Annotated in this window: 14 protein-coding genes; 13 read left to right on the top strand and 1 reads right to left on the bottom strand. The window is 67.2% G+C overall.

Annotation, left to right across the window (positions count from 1 at the left end; translation table 11 throughout):
• Positions 1-31: 31 nt before the first annotated feature.
• From AC1DS0_RS15465 to AC1DS0_RS15430, 8 genes are all read left to right on the top strand, one after another.
• Positions 32-1,033: a GlxA family transcriptional regulator gene (locus tag AC1DS0_RS15465; RefSeq protein ID WP_476815191.1), complete on the top strand. Its 1,002-nt coding sequence runs from the start codon at positions 32-34 to the stop codon at positions 1,031-1,033.
• An 88-nt stretch (positions 1,034-1,121) separates the two neighbouring features.
• Complete coding sequence (locus AC1DS0_RS15460) at positions 1,122-1,943, top strand: transporter substrate-binding domain-containing protein (protein WP_476815190.1); 822 nt, start codon at positions 1,122-1,124, stop codon at positions 1,941-1,943.
• A gap of 108 nt (positions 1,944-2,051) precedes the next feature.
• Entirely contained in the window at positions 2,052-2,801 is a 750-nt protein-coding gene (locus AC1DS0_RS15455; RefSeq protein ID WP_476815189.1) for an amino acid ABC transporter permease, read from the top strand.
• Positions 2,798-3,649 carry an amino acid ABC transporter permease gene (locus AC1DS0_RS15450; protein ID WP_476815188.1) on the top strand — a complete coding sequence of 284 codons (852 nt, stop codon included), beginning with the start codon at positions 2,798-2,800 and terminating at the stop codon, positions 3,647-3,649. The genes AC1DS0_RS15455 and AC1DS0_RS15450 overlap by 4 nt, the downstream gene beginning before the upstream one ends.
• A 2-nt stretch (positions 3,650-3,651) precedes the next feature.
• On the top strand, positions 3,652-4,404 hold the full coding sequence (locus AC1DS0_RS15445; protein ID WP_476815187.1) for an amino acid ABC transporter ATP-binding protein: 753 nt from the start codon (positions 3,652-3,654) through the stop codon (positions 4,402-4,404).
• 130 nt (positions 4,405-4,534) lie between these two features.
• Positions 4,535-6,145, top strand: coding sequence for an FAD-dependent oxidoreductase (locus AC1DS0_RS15440; protein WP_476815186.1), 1,611 nt, complete (start codon positions 4,535-4,537; stop codon positions 6,143-6,145).
• An 11-nt stretch (positions 6,146-6,156) separates the two neighbouring features.
• A complete protein-coding gene (locus AC1DS0_RS15435) occupies positions 6,157-7,323 on the top strand; it encodes an NAD(P)/FAD-dependent oxidoreductase (RefSeq protein ID WP_476815185.1) in 1,167 nt (388 codons plus the stop codon).
• Positions 7,324-7,648: 325 nt separating this feature from the next.
• Positions 7,649-8,980 (top strand): MFS transporter, encoded by a 1,332-nt coding sequence (locus tag AC1DS0_RS15430; RefSeq protein ID WP_476815184.1) that lies wholly within the window; start codon positions 7,649-7,651, stop codon positions 8,978-8,980.
• Positions 8,981-9,361: 381 nt separating this feature from the next.
• On the opposite strand, the gene AC1DS0_RS15425 is transcribed toward AC1DS0_RS15430, so the two are convergent.
• The gene (locus AC1DS0_RS15425; RefSeq protein WP_476815183.1) at positions 9,362-10,297 is read right to left on the bottom strand and encodes a LysR family transcriptional regulator; all 936 of its coding nucleotides are present in this window, start codon (positions 10,295-10,297) and stop codon (positions 9,362-9,364) included.
• 178 nt (positions 10,298-10,475) lie between these two features.
• On the opposite strand from AC1DS0_RS15425, the gene uraD reads away from it, so the two are divergent.
• The 5 genes from uraD to AC1DS0_RS15400 all read left to right on the top strand — a co-directional run.
• Entirely contained in the window at positions 10,476-11,036 is a 561-nt protein-coding gene (gene uraD / locus AC1DS0_RS15420; protein ID WP_476815182.1) for a 2-oxo-4-hydroxy-4-carboxy-5-ureidoimidazoline decarboxylase, read from the top strand.
• 33 nt (positions 11,037-11,069) lie between these two features.
• Positions 11,070-11,570, top strand: coding sequence for a hydroxyisourate hydrolase (uraH, locus tag AC1DS0_RS15415; RefSeq protein ID WP_476815181.1), 501 nt, complete (start codon positions 11,070-11,072; stop codon positions 11,568-11,570).
• A gap of 11 nt (positions 11,571-11,581) precedes the next feature.
• Entirely contained in the window at positions 11,582-11,935 is a 354-nt protein-coding gene (uraH, locus tag AC1DS0_RS15410; protein ID WP_476815180.1) for a hydroxyisourate hydrolase, read from the top strand.
• Between the two features lie 117 nt (positions 11,936-12,052).
• Positions 12,053-13,102, top strand: a complete 1,050-nt coding sequence (locus tag AC1DS0_RS15405) for an ABC transporter substrate-binding protein (RefSeq protein WP_476815179.1) — start codon at positions 12,053-12,055, stop codon at positions 13,100-13,102.
• A 294-nt stretch (positions 13,103-13,396) separates the two neighbouring features.
• A partial coding sequence (locus AC1DS0_RS15400; protein ID WP_476815178.1) for a polysaccharide deacetylase family protein occupies positions 13,397-13,837 on the top strand: 441 nt, incomplete at its 3' end.

Genomic DNA, 13,837 nt, shown 5'->3' with positions numbered 1-13,837 from the left:
TCAGGAGATTGACCGACATAGGCTCGCCGACATGCTCGATAGCGACATCAGATTGCCTGATAGCGACGACAGCACGCCGACCCATGTCGGCTTCCTGCTGATCCCCGACTTCGCGTTGCTGCCTTACGCTTCGGCGATCGAGCCGCTGCGTGCTGCCAACCGGCTCTCGGGCCGGCGCCTCTATCGCTGGAGCCATGTCTCGATCGACGGCGCGGCGGCGCCGGCCTCGAACGGCGTCGCCATCGCCGCTGATGCCAGCGTCGGCGCCGAGCTGCGGCTCGACTATCTCTTCGTCTGCGCCGGCGGCAATCCGGCGCTCTTTCATCACCAGCCGACTTTCGCCTGGCTTCGCCAGCTGGCGCGGCGCGGGGTGAAGATCGGCGGTGTCTCGGGCGGGCCCTATCTGCTGGCGCGCGCCAACCTGCTCTCCGGCTATCGTTTCACCATTCACTGGGAGCACGCGCCAGCCTTCCTGGAGGAGTATCCCGATCTCGATCTGAGGCGCTCGCTTTACGAGATCGATCGCGACCGGCTGACCTGCAGCGGCGGCACGGCGCCGCTCGACATGCTGCACGGCGTGATCGCGCGCGAGCACGGCAGCGAGCTCGCGCTCGCGGTCAGCGAATGGTTCCTGCAGACCCATGTCCGGGAGGGCGCGGGCCCGCAGCGCATGCCGCTCCGCGAACGGCTCGGCATCGCCCACGCGCCGCTCCTGCGCGTCATCGCCCGCATGGAACAGACCATCGAGACCCCCGAGCCGCGGGAGGAACTCGCCCGGCTCGCGAATGTCTCGTTGCGCCAGCTCGAACGCCTGTTCCGCCAGCATCTCGGCCGTTCGCTCGGCGAGCATTATCTCGCCTTACGCCTCGACCGTGCCCGCGACCTGTTGCGCCAGACCAGCCTCTCGATCCTGGAGACGGCGCTCGCCTGCGGCTTTGCCAGCGCCAGCCATTTCTCGCGCAGCTATCGCGAGCGCTTCGGCCACCCGCCGCGGGCCGAGCGGCTGCAGGAGGTCCGCCCGGCTCGCCGCTGAGAGTCAAGAAAACGTCGCACTGCGTCAAATCTGTGCGCCGATCCGCCGGAAGCTAGAGCCTCATAATAAAACAAGGGGATCGCGACCGATGAAACGATTGACCGCCCTGGCATTCGCACTCGCCGCCACGCTTGCCGCCGTGCCGGCCTTCGCGCAGGACACGCTCGCCAAGATCAAGGAAAAGGGCGTCCTCACCGTCGGCGTCAAGAACGACTACAAGCCCTGGGGCTTCCTCGATCCGTCGGGCAAGATCGTCGGCCTCGAGATCGATCTCGCCCAGGAGGTCGCGACCAAGATCGGCGTGAAGCTCGAGATGGTGCCGGTGATCGCCGCCAACCGCATCGAGTTCCTGCGCCAGGGCCGCATCGACATGATCCTGGCGACGCTCGGCGACACGCAGGACCGGCGCAAGCAGATCGGCATGATCGAGCCGAACTACTATGCGGGGGCCACCAATGTGCTCGCGCCCAAGAGCGCCGGCCTGAAGAAGTGGGAAGACCTCAAGGGCCGCAAGGTCTGCGCCGTGCAGGGCGCCTATTACAACCGCCGCGTCTCGCAGATGTATTCGCCGGAGATGGTGGTGTTCCCCTCGGTCCCGGACGGGCTGAACGCGCTGCTGGGCAACAACTGCGTCGCCTTCCTGTTCGACGATACGCTGATCGTCTCGACGCTCTCGGGCGGCGACCCGAAATGGGCGAATTACGAGATGCCGCTGGTCTCGGAGGATCCGCAGCTCTGGGCGATCGGCGTGCGCCTCGAGGATCTCGACGGCGCCTTCGGCAAGCTGGTCAAGGAGATGTCGGTCGACTGGCACAAGAGCGGCAAGCTGCTTGCGCTCGAGACCAAATGGGGCATCAAGCAGAGCCCGTACCTGATCGAGACCAACAAGAAGCTGAAGGGCGGCTCATAGGCGAGAGGCGTCATTCTCGGGCTCGCCCCGAGAATCTCGTGACCAGAGAGTTCTGGTTTCCGGGACGGTCGGGCCTGGCCCGACCATGACGCACCAAGTCATCCCGAGATGTCGGACATGATCGCCGCTTTCTTCGAGCGCCTGAACGAGGCTCACGGCCTCAACTTCTCGATCTTCTACGACGCCTTCGACCGCTCGCGCTTCCTGACCGGGCTGTGGACGACGACCTATATCTGCGTCGTCTCGATCCTGGCCTCGCTCGCGATCGGTTTGCTCGGCGTCTGGGTCGCTGGCAGCCAGTCGCGGCTCGGCCGGCTCCTGGTGCGGGGTTACGTCCAGTTCTTCCGGAATACGCCGCCGCTGGTGCAGCTCTCCTTCTTCTATTTCGCCGTCGGCGGGATGCTGCCGACCGTCTCCGACGGCTTCGGCGGACAGTCGCCGCTCGTCAGCGGCACAGGCTGGGCGATCATCGCCTTCTCGCTCTTCGCCGGTGCCTTCAACGTCGAGATCTTCCGCGCCGGCATCGAGGCGGTGCCGGAGACGATGGTCGAGGCGGCGGAATCGCTCGGCTACACCCGCTTCCAGCTCTGGCGCCAGATCGTGCTGCCGCTCGCCTTCCGCATCTGCCTGCCGGCACTCAACAACAACCTCGTCAACCTCGTGAAGACCACGACGCTGGCCTACGCCATCGGCGTGCCCGAGTTGCTCTACGCGGCGTCGCAGATCTGGTCCGAGGTCTTCAACGTCCGCGAGATGATGAACGTGCTGCTCGTCGTCTATGTGCTGCTCGTCGCGGTGCTGGTCTGGGTGATGCATCGTTGGGAGCGGGCCATGCGCATTCCCGGATACATGCCATGAAGACCGCCGCGACCGATCTCCCGGTCCTGAAGCCGTTCCGCGCGACGCCGATCGCGCCCAGCGGTCTCGCCGCACCGATGGTCCTGAGCGCTGGCCTCGTCGCCGGTGTCGCCATCGTCTTCGCTGCCTCGCTCGCGGTGGCGCAGGCGACGGGCCCCGTCGCGCGCGACGGCGCCGTTACCATCCTGCTGCGCTGGGCGCCGCTGATCTTCCAGGGCTTCCTGTTCAACCTGCTGATCAGCGTCCTCTCGATGGCGCTCGGCACCGCCGTCGGCGTGCTCTTCGGCATCGGCCAGGTCTCGCCCTCGGCCGCTTTGCGCCAGCCGTCCTGGGCGGCGACGCAGTTCTTCCGCAACGCGCCCTGGCTCGTGCTGCTGTTCTACGCGATGTTCCTTTTGCCCTTCGAGATCAGGCTCGGGCCGGTCACCATCGCCTTCCCGGCCTGGGTCAAGGCGATCATCGGCCTCGCGCTGCCGGTTGCGGCCAACGTCTCGGAGATCGTGCGCGGCGGCATCCGCTCGATCCCCTCCGGCCAGTGGGAATCGGCCGAGGCGCTCGCCTTCACCCGCCGCCAGACGATGTGGATGATCATCCTGCCGCAGGCGGTCAAACGCATGCTGCCGCCCTGGATGAACCTCTACGCCATCCTGACCATGGCGACGACGCTGATCTCGGTCGTCGGCATCCAGGACGGCCTCACCATCACGCGCGCCGCCCTCGTCGCCGAGAGCCGGCCCGAGCTGATGCTGCCGATGTACCTGCTGCTGCTGTTGATGTTCTTCGCCTATTGCTACCCGATCGCGCGCCTGACCATGGCGCTCGAGCGCCGCTTCAACGTGAAGGGATGACCATGGCTGCCAAGCATGAACTCGGCGAGCCGGTCGTCGTCGTCGAGGGCGTCGAGAAGGCGTTCGGCGCCTTCGTCGTGCTCAAGAATGTCGGCCTCACCATCCGCCGCGGCGAGACCGTCTGCATCATCGGCCCATCCGGCTCCGGCAAGTCGACGCTGCTGCGCTGCATCAACGCGCTGGTGCCGATCAGCAAGGGCTCGATCACCGTCGCCGGAAGGCAGGTCAACGATCCCGCGCTCAACAAGCTGGCGCTGCGCCGCGACGTCGGCATCGTCTTCCAGCAATACAATCTCTTCCCGCACAAGACGGCGCTGCAGAACGTGATGATGGCGCCGATCCACGTGCTGAAGCAGGATCGCACCGAGGTCGAGGAGCGCGCCAAGCGCCTGCTCGCCAAGGTCGGCCTGTCGCACAAGCACGACGCCTATCCGGGCGAGCTCTCCGGCGGCCAGCAGCAGCGCGTCGCCATCGCCCGCTCGTTGGCGATGAACCCGAAGGTCATGCTCTTCGACGAGGTCACCGCCGCACTCGACCCCGAGACCAAGAAGGAAGTGCTCGTCACTATCCGCGACCTCGCGGCCGAGGGCATGACCTGCATCCTCGTCACCCATGAGATGGGCTTCGCCCGCGAGGTTGCCGATCACGTCTACTTCACCGATGGCGGGGTGATCGTGGAGCACGCAGCCCCGGCCGAATTCTTCGGCTCGCCGCGTGAGACGCGCACCCGCGCCTTCCTCGAACAGGTGCTCTGAGTCGGCAGGTACTTTGGCCGACAAGTCCTGCGGCCCGGATGTCGCATCCCGGCCGGTCGATGTCGCAAACCGGCCGGCCCTGCCAGGCGCCGGCGCCAAGAATGAACGCAGTCATTCGAAAGCGCCGCCCATGACCATCCCGGCCTCCGACCCCAAATCCGTCACCGGCAAGCCGCTCGCGATCGCGCAGAGTGTCGATGTCCTCGTCGTCGGCGGCGGTCCCGCCGGTCTGGAGGCCGCTATCGGCGCCGCCGCGCGCGGCCTCGGCGTGCTGCTGGTCGACGAGAATCCGGTCGCGTTCAAGACAATGGGCGACGACGTCCCGCTGCATTTCGGCCAGGGCATGGCGGCCAGCGCCCGCAACCGCAACGCCATGATGGAGGCTTTCGTCGCCTCCGAGCCACGGATCGCGGAAGCCTTCGAGGCCGGCGTCGATCTCCGTCTCGGCACGGCCTGCTGGGGGCTCTACGCCAACGGCCCGGCGCTGGGCTGGATGCCGGGCCTCGTCGCCGGTCTCGCCGACGAGGAGAGCAGCATTCTCGTCCAGGCCAGGCACGTCATCCTCGCCTGCGGCCGCCGCGACATGGGCCTCGGCTTCCCCGGCTGGGAGAAGCCCGGCGTGATGGGCGCCACCGCCGCGCTCAATCTCGCGACCCGCTATGATGCCTTCGGACCCCGTAAGGTCGTGATCCTCGGCTCGAATACGGAGGCGCTGACCACGGCGCTCGCCCTGCGCGAGGCGGGCGTCATGATCGCTGCCATCGTTGAGCAGGCGGCCGAGCCGATCGGCGATGCGGAATTGCTGGCGAACCTCGGCGCCGGTGGCACCGAAATCCTGGCCGGCCATGTCGTGCGCGAGGCGACCGGCCGCGACGGCGTCGAAGCGGCTGTTGTCGCGAGGCTGGATGGGGAGGGCCGCCCGGTTGGTGAGGAGCGCGTCATCGCCTGCGAGGGCATCGTGCTGGCGGTCGGCGCGACGCCGGTCATCGACCTGATTGACGCGGCCGGCTGCAAGGTCGCGTTCCAGGCCGAGCGCGGGGGGTATGCGCCCGAACTCGACGCGAGCCAGCGCACCAGCCTCACCAATATCTACGCCGTCGGCGATTGCGCTGGCCTCTGGGCGAGCAAGACGCGCGATCGCTCGGTCGCCGAGGCGGAGGCCGCCCGCGCGGTCGCGGCGCTCGGGGCGGACAGCGTCAATACGGAAGCCGCAGCGCCGCCCGCGCCGGATTACGACATCTCCGCCTATCGCCTCGCCTGGGTCCGGGCGAGCGTGATCGAGGCGCGCGCCGAGTTCCATGTCTGCCAATGCGAGGAGGTGACGGCGCGCGAGATCCTGGAAGTCCGCCCGCCGCGCTATCTCGACTGGCAGAACGAGCGCCGCAACGACCGCTCGCTCTCGGCCCTGCTCGGCGAGGGGCCACCCAATCCCGACCAGGTCAAGCGCCTGACGCGCGCCGGCATGGGGCCCTGCCAGGGCCGACGCTGCCGCGAGCAGGTTGCAGCCCTGCTGGCGCTCGGCGCGGCGCAGCCGCTGTCGGCCATCCCGCTCGCGGGCTATCGCGCGCCTGTCAGGCCGATGCCGCTGTCGATGACCGCCCTTGTCCCTGAAGCGCCTGAGCAGGCCGAGCATTGGGACACCTGGTTCGGCATGCATGCGCAATGGGTGCCGTTCTGGGAGGTGCCGGCGCGCTACACCGTCGCTGGCAATGACGCGACCGGCCCCGTCGCGAGCGAGTGAGGCTGAAAGCTATGAGTGAGATCAAGGGAGCTTCCGTCGTCATCGTCGGTGGCGGCGTCACCGGCCTCTCCGCCGGCTGGTGGCTGGCGCAGGGCGGCGTCGACGTGCTGGTGCTGGAGAAGGGGCTGATCGGCTGGGAGGCGTCCGGCCGCAATGGCGGCGGCTGCTCGCACCATCACTCGCCGCTCTTCGCCGAGGAGCAGCGGCTCTGGCCGATCATGGACGAATTGCTCGGCTATCCCACCGAGTTCAGAGGCGAGCGTGTTCGCCTTGCCGCGAGCGAGCACCAGATGGCGCTCTATGGCCGCGCCTTGCGCAATGCCGAGCGACAGGGTTTCCAGTCGCAGGTGCTCGACGTCAAGCAGGCCAAGGAGCTGGTCCCGCTGGCGGGCGATACCGTCGTCGGCGGCTATCACTACAGGTTCGGCGGCCATGCCAATCCGCACCGCACGCTGCAGGGCTATGCCTGGGCGATGCAGGATCATGGCGGCCGCATCCTGCAGCACACCACCGTCACCGGCTTCCGGACCGAAGGCGGCCGCGTCGTTGCGGTCGCGACCGATCGCGGCGAGGTCGGCTGCGACACTCTCGTGCTCGCCGCCGGCCCGCAGACCGGGCGTCTCTCCGCCATGCTCGGACAGGAAGTACCGGTGCAGTCGGCCCGCTGCGAGATGATCGTGACCGAGCCACTGCCGCTGATGCCGCTCGGCGGCGTCGATGGCTGCGGGCTCTATGGCCGCCAGACGCTGCGCGGCAACCTCGCTTATGGCGGCGGCCCACATGAATGGCTGGTCATGGCGGAGGAAGGCACGCCGGCCAAGCCGACCACGCCGCTGATGCTGCCTATGGGCAAGCGCCTCGCGCAATTGCTGCCCAGGGCGGCGCATGCCCGCATCATCCGCTCCTGGGCTGGCGTGATCGAGAACACGCCGGACGGGCGGCCGGTGATCGACCGGCTTGCCTCCCAGGCCAATGTCGTGGTGGCGACGCTGTCGAGCGTCGGTTTCGGCCTTTCGCCGGCGAGCGGGCGGGCGATCCGCGATCTCGTCGTCGACGGCGCCTGCGGCTTCGCCGACATCTCCAGCTTCGCACTGGCGCGCTTTGCCGAGCTGGAGCCGAACTGGCGCGACCTGCAGGGCTGGCAGGTGACCGCCGCGACCGAGGCGGTGGCGGCGTAGAAGGGCGAGGAACCGTCACGCTCGGGCTTGCTCCGGGGCTATCCGGTTACATGGCTGGAGGCATGGGGACCCTCTGCGATAGGAGGGCTGCGGAAGCACGACAGGCCTCTCTCCCGTTCCGGGAGAGGGCTCGCGCGCATATCCCATGCGGCCGCTGGCGGTCTTGCCGGGCAAAGCTCATTCAATCCGCAAATGCTTATTCAATCCGCAAATAATGGGCATTTCGGAACCGGTCTCACCGCGGAAGGCCATTCGGATTATTCGGCATGATCGAAGCCAGTGGTCGGGTCGAACCTGAAGACCGCGGCACATAGGGGAGATCATCATGTCGACAGCCGTCACTCACGGAGCAGACATCTCCGAGGGCACGTCATCGCAGCAATTGGATGCGGCTTTCAGTAAAGTTACCTGGCGCCTCATCCCGTTCCTGATGATCCTCTGGATCCTCGCCTGGATTGACCGGGTCAACATCGGTTTCGCCAAGCTGCAGATGCTGAACGATCTCAAGTTCAGCGAGGCGATCTACGGCCTGGGCGCCGGCATCTTCTTCATCGGCTACTTCCTGTTCGAGGTCCCGAGCAACCTGCTCCTCGAACGGATCGGCGCGCGCAAGACCGTCGCCCGCATCACCATGCTCTGGGGCATCACCTGCGTCGCGATGATGTTCGTGACCACGCCGATGCAGTTCTATGTCCTGCGCTTCCTGCTGGGCGTCTTCGAGGCCGGATTCTATCCCGGCATCATCCTCTATCTGACCTATTGGTATCCGACCGAGCGGCGCGCCAAGGCCTTCGGCCTGTTCATGTCCGCCTCGGCCCTGGCCGGCGTGCTCGGCGGGCCGCTGGCCGGCACGATCATGACCCAGCTCAACGGCGCCAATGGCTGGGCCGGCTGGCAGTGGGTCTTCCTGATCGAGGGCATTCCCTCGGTGATCGCCGGTATCGTCACCCTGTTCTACATGACCGACAAGCCGGAGAAGGCGAATTGGCTCACCGACAAGGAGAAGAGCCTGATCCTCGCCGATCTGGAACGCGACCGCGCCGCCCTCGGCCCGCGTGAGCACAAGATCATGAAGTCGCTGCGCGATCCCCGGGTATGGCAGTTCATCGCGATCTACTTCTGCATCATCCTTGCGAACTCGACCCTGACCTTCTGGGGCCCGACCGCGGTGCGCGAACTCGGCTTCACCAGCCCGGCCGCGGTCGGCTGGATCATGGCCGCGTGCTATCTGTGCGGCGCCGCCGGCATGATCCTGATCGGCCGGAGTTCGGATCGTCACCGGGAAGCGCGGCTGCACGCAGGCTTCGCCGCCCTGGTGGGAGCGGTGTCGATGGCGGCGCTCGGTTTCCTGATCCCGAACGGCTCCTATCTCGCTTTGGTCGCGCTGGCCTTCGCCATCATCGGCACGATGAGCGCCATCCCGGTGTTCTGGCAGATGCCCAACCTGTTCCTGTCGGGTTCGGCTGCGGCGGCCGGCGTCGCCCTGATCAACTCGGTGGCGAATCTGGCCGGGTTCGGAGCCCCCTTCGCCATGGGCGTGATCAAGGATGCGACGGGGCTGATGTCGCCCGGGCTCTGGATGGTCGCCCTGTTCGAAGCGGCCACCGTGCTCCTGATCATCAAGTTCATCCCCGCCTCCAGCAAGGCCGGGAAATAGGGAGGCTGGGGGGCCGCGGCCGCATAAGCCGCGAGCGTCGCGAGGCGCTACCTTAGCGGAAGCGGTTCTCCGTCGCAGACGGCGGAAAGCAGCTCCCGCCAGCTAGGCCGCTCGCTCGGTGCCAATCACCGGCGGGCGGCCGTTCTCGTTTGCGGGGGTGGAGCCGAAACAATCGCTTGCAAGGCTGGCGCGTTCCCTTCCCCCCGCTTGCGGTGGGGAWGGGTTAGGGATGGGGGGCCGTAAAGCAGGACGCTTCATTCGTTCATCGAAGCACCAAGCGGCACTGCCCCCCACCCAACCCTCCCCACCGCAAGCGGGGGGAGGGCTTGAGCGTGGCACGAACCGCGAGGCCCCCTTCCAAACAGTCCCGATGCCCGATTCCTACGAACCCGCAGCAGGCTCGCCCGGCAGGCGGTTACGGGTCAGGACCTGGCGCAGCCAGTGATGGATTGGCGAGTGCTGGGTGCGGTCGTGCCAGAGCTGGTAGAAGCGCATGCGCGGGAATTCCAGCGGCGGCTCGACGATGGCCAGCGGCAGGATGGTGGTGAAATAGCGCGCGAAATGCCGGCTGGTGGTGAAAACCAGGTCGGTCCCGACGAGCATATAGGGCGCCATCGCGAAATAGGAGATCACCAGGCGCCGCTCGCGGCTGATCCGCATCTTCGTGAGATGGGTCTCGACCACGCCGCGATGGGCGATCGAATAGGGCGTCGGTGCGATGTGATTGGCCGCGAGGAAGTCCGCGCGCGAGGGGGCCTCCTGCGTGAAGGGATGCTCGCGGTCGACGAGGGAGACGACATCGTCCTCGAACAGCGTCGACGTTCGCAGATAGGGCGGCGGCGAGGGCCAGTTCCCGATGACGATGTCGACGGTTCCGGCGGCGAGGGCGCCTTCGAAATCGAAATCGGCCCCGAGCGAACGCAAGGCGAGCCGGGCATGGGGCGCGCGCTGGCGGAATTCCCGCACGGCTCCTGCGAGATAGGCCGGCGCGACATAGTCGGGCAGGGCGATGGTGAAGCTCTGATGGCTCGAGGCCGGGTCGACCCGGTTCGGATCGACCAGCAGGTTGTCGAGCTCCTCCAGCGCCTTGATCGCGGTCTGCTGCAGCGCAATCGCCCGCTCGGTCGGCACCATGCCGTCGCGACCGCGCACCAGCAGCTGGTCGCCGAAGATCTCGCGCAGGCGCTTCAGGGCGAGACTCGTGGCCGGCTGCGACAGGTTCAGCCGCGTGGCCGTCCTGGTGACGCTGCGTTCCGCCAGGAGGATGCAGAAGACCCGCAGGAGCTGTGCGTCGAGGGGATTCTCCTGAGGCTGCATGGTCGACGATCCTCGCGAGGGGGCGGCCTTAGCAGGCTGATCCCCTCAAGCTCTATTCGGCTTTGCAAATAATGGGAATTGGCGCCGCCCGATCTCAATGCGGCGCGGCATGCGGTACACCCGGGAAGTCGATGCGAGCCGCTCGCGCCGGCCATGTTCCGAAGGACAGGACACCGAGATGACGCCCTCTTCCAAAGCAACGCAGCCGCCCTTCACCCTGGCGGCGATCAACGCCATGGATCGGTCCGGCTTCGTCTCCGCTTTCGGCGCGATCTTCGAGCACTCGTCCTGGGTCGCCGAGGCGGCCTTTGCGGCGAGCCCCTTCGCCAGCGTCGACGTGATGCATGCGGCCATGATCGCTGCCGTCCGCGCCAGCGACGAGGCGAAGCTGACCGCATTGCTCTGCGCCCATCCGGAGCTCGCCGGGCGCGAGGCGAAGCGGGGAGAGCTGACCCAGTCCTCGGATGTCGAGCAGGCCAGCGCCGGTCTCACCAGCCTGACGCAAGCGGAGGTCCGGCTGATCGACACGCTCAACCGCGCCTATCGCGAGCGCCACGGCTTCCCGTTCATCGCCTGCGTAAGGCACTACACCAAGGCCGGCATCTATGCCGAGCTGGCCCGCCGTGCGGCGCGCGACACCGCCCCGGAGCGCGAGGAAGCGCTCGCCCAGATCGGCTTCATCACCCGCAGCCGCCTCTCGCAGGTGACCGATGAAACGCAGGCCTCCCGCGCGGCCTGAGACCAGCAAGCGCGCAACTTCGAGGGAGCACTCATGGAGCGCCTGATCACCGACCGGCGACGGGTCCTGGCGGCTGGGGCGGCGGTCGTCGCCGCACCGGCACTCGCTCGGGCGCAGAACGCGCAGCCCGGCCAGCAGCCCGGCGCGCTGACGGTCGCGCCGGTCTCGCAGACCGGCTTGAGCCCGCGCCTGACCATGCACGCGATCGACACCTATCACGGCCTGCCGGGCGCCGGCATGACCTGCGATCTCGCTGTGCTGGACGGCGATCGCTACCGCCCGCTCAAGACGGTGGTGACGGCGCAGAACGGGCGCACTGACGAGCCGCTGCTCGTCGACGAAGCCCTGAAGGCCGGCCGCTACGAGCTCCTGCTGCATGTCGAGGACTATTTCCGGGCACGGGGCGCGCAATTGCCGACGCCGAACTTCCTGAAGACCGTCCCGATCCGCTTCGTCATCGCCGATCTCGGGCAGCGCTACCATCTGCCCGTGCTGTTCTCGCCCTGGGGCTATTCCTACTACCGCGGCAGCTGAGGAGTACGGCCATGGCTGGCATCACCACACATATCCTCGATTCCAACCGCGGCCGGCCGGTGGCGGGCGTCCGGATCGACCTCTCGATCAAGCAGGGCGAGAGCTGGACGCTGGTCAAGTCGGCGACGACCAACCAGGACGGCCGCACCGACGCGCCCCTCGTCCGCCCGGAGGATGCCAGGCTCGGCGAATACGAGCTCGTCTTCCACGTCGACGAGTATTTGCGCAGCCAGACCGGCGCGGGCGACCCGGCGCCGTTCATCGACCGCCCGGCGGTTCGCTTCTCCGTCTTCGACGTGAAGCAGCACTATCACGTGCCGCTGCTGTGCACGCCGGGAAGCTGCTCGACCTATCGCGGCAGCTGAGAGCGTGCCGCCGGCCGAAACGGCAGGGCACAGGCATTTTACGTCCGAGTGCGATGTGAAGCGGGACGCGTCGTCCCGGCATCGCGAGTTCATCGTTATCTTGCAGGAGGAACCATCGTGCCGAGCATCAACCGCAGGGTCTTTTCCGCCGGCCTCGCCGCCAGCGCGGCCGTTATCCCGATGAGCGCCTCGGCCCAGGCGCAGCGCTACAAGCTGCTGCTCAACACCTCGCTATCGGGCCCGGTCTCATTCTTCCTGCTGGCCGAGGACCGCGGCTATCTGCGCGAGGAAGGCCTCGACATCGCCTTCTCGCCCGGCGACGGCGCAGCCGCGATCATCCCGCAGGTGAAGGCCGGCAATTTCGACGTCGGCTATGGCGACATCTCGGCCTTGATCGAGCGCATCGCCCGCAGTGCTCCGAACCAGGGGCCGGTGGCGATCTGGACTACCTTCAACAGCGTGCCTTTCACCATCGCCGTTCCGGCCGACAGCCCGATCCGCTCGCCCAAGGATTTCGAAGGCAAGACGATCTCGGGCCATCCGGTGGATGCCGCGCTGATCACCTTCGACATGTTCGCGCGCGCCAACGGCGTCGACACCAGCAAGGTCAAGGTCGTCGAGTCGCCGGCGGCGATGGGCAACCAGGTCGCCGACATGCTGAAGGGCAAGGGCGCGCAGGGCGTGTTCGGCTTCGTCAACACGATCATCGCCTCGGTGGCGCCGCTCGGCATCGACGGGCGCAAGGAGCTGCGTTTCCTGAACTATGCCGATCACCTGCCGGACATGTACGGCAACACCCTGTTCGTGACGCGCGAACTCTACAGCGCCAATCCGCGGGCGCTCTCGGGCATGGTGCGCGCCTTCAACCGGGCCTTGAGCGACACGACGAAGGACCCCAACCTCGCGATCGAGGCACTGGCCAAGCGCGAGCCGTCGATCCGGCGCGACGTCAACCTGACCCGTCTCGTCGGCACGCTGAAGAGCGAGATGGCGCATCCGGAAGGCAAGCGGATCGGCGTCGGTGACATGGACGATGCCCGCCTCGGCCGCCTGATCGCCCTGATCGTCGAGACCAAGAAGCTGCCGCGCACACCGTCCCTGCGCGAGGTGTTCGACCGCTCCTTCCTGCCGCCGGATCAGGAGCGCATCCGCTCGCTTGCAGGGTAGGGCACTGGAGCAACTACTGCTGCCGTTCCGGGCAAAGCCTTCACCGTCATTCCGGGGCAGGCCGACAGGCCTGAGCCCGGAATCCAGAACAGATGCCATCTTCGAAAAAGGAGTGGTCGCTCCAAGGCCTTTGATCAAGCGCATCGGTTCTGGCTTCCGGGCTCACCGCTGCGCGGTGCCCCGGAATGACGGCGCGGGTCCTGATCATATGGCAGCCCGCTTGCAAAAATGCGCCTCCTGCCAAAGCTCTAAGTCACGTCCCTGACTCACCCTCGCATGGACTTGAATCGGCCTATGAACAGCACTTCTTACCCGCGCGACCTCGTCGGCTATGGCCGGAGCGCCCCGCACCCGCATTGGCCGGGGCAGGCGCGGATCGCGGTGCAGTTCGTGGTCAATTACGAGGAGGGCGGCGAGAACAATATCCTGCATGGCGACGCCGCCTCGGAGGCCTTCCTCTCCGAGATCGTCGGCGCCGCGCCCTGGCCCGGCCAGCGCCACATGAACATGGAGTCGATCTACGAATACGGCTCGCGCGCCGGCTATTGGCGGCTCTGGCGCATGTTCACGCAGCGCAACCTGCCGGTCACAGTCTTCGCGGTGGCCTCGGCCCTGCAGCGCTATCCCGAGATCGTTTCGTCGATGCAGGAGGCCGGCTGGGAGATCGCCACCCACGGCCTGAAATGGATCGACTATCGCGACGCCCCGGCCGAGCTCGAGCGCGAGCACATCGCC

The organism is Allobosea sp. P4_H5 (assembly GCF_056400825.1).
This window is presented reverse-complemented; position numbering and strand designations above follow the sequence as displayed.

Bases quoted from the DNA above. Each gene is read 5' to 3' on its own strand.
- AC1DS0_RS15430 (WP_476815184.1), top strand. From the start codon at position 7,649: ATGTCGACAGCCGTCACTCACGGAGCAGACATCTCCGAGGGCACGTCA.
- AC1DS0_RS15435 (WP_476815185.1), top strand. From the start codon at position 6,157: ATGAGTGAGATCAAGGGAGCTTCCGTCGTCATCGTCGGTGGCGGCGTC.
- AC1DS0_RS15425 (WP_476815183.1), bottom strand. From the start codon at position 10,297: ATGCAGCCTCAGGAGAATCCCCTCGACGCACAGCTCCTGCGGGTCTTC.
- uraH (WP_476815180.1), top strand. From the start codon at position 11,582: ATGGCTGGCATCACCACACATATCCTCGATTCCAACCGCGGCCGGCCG.
- AC1DS0_RS15440 (WP_476815186.1), top strand. From the start codon at position 4,535: ATGACCATCCCGGCCTCCGACCCCAAATCCGTCACCGGCAAGCCGCTC.
- AC1DS0_RS15455 (WP_476815189.1), top strand. From the start codon at position 2,052: ATGTCGGACATGATCGCCGCTTTCTTCGAGCGCCTGAACGAGGCTCAC.
- AC1DS0_RS15460 (WP_476815190.1), top strand. From the start codon at position 1,122: ATGAAACGATTGACCGCCCTGGCATTCGCACTCGCCGCCACGCTTGCC.
- uraD (WP_476815182.1), top strand. From the start codon at position 10,476: ATGACGCCCTCTTCCAAAGCAACGCAGCCGCCCTTCACCCTGGCGGCG.
- AC1DS0_RS15450 (WP_476815188.1), top strand. From the start codon at position 2,798: ATGAAGACCGCCGCGACCGATCTCCCGGTCCTGAAGCCGTTCCGCGCG.
- AC1DS0_RS15445 (WP_476815187.1), top strand. From the start codon at position 3,652: ATGGCTGCCAAGCATGAACTCGGCGAGCCGGTCGTCGTCGTCGAGGGC.
- AC1DS0_RS15465 (WP_476815191.1), top strand. From the start codon at position 32: ATGCTCGATAGCGACATCAGATTGCCTGATAGCGACGACAGCACGCCG.
- uraH (WP_476815181.1), top strand. From the start codon at position 11,070: ATGGAGCGCCTGATCACCGACCGGCGACGGGTCCTGGCGGCTGGGGCG.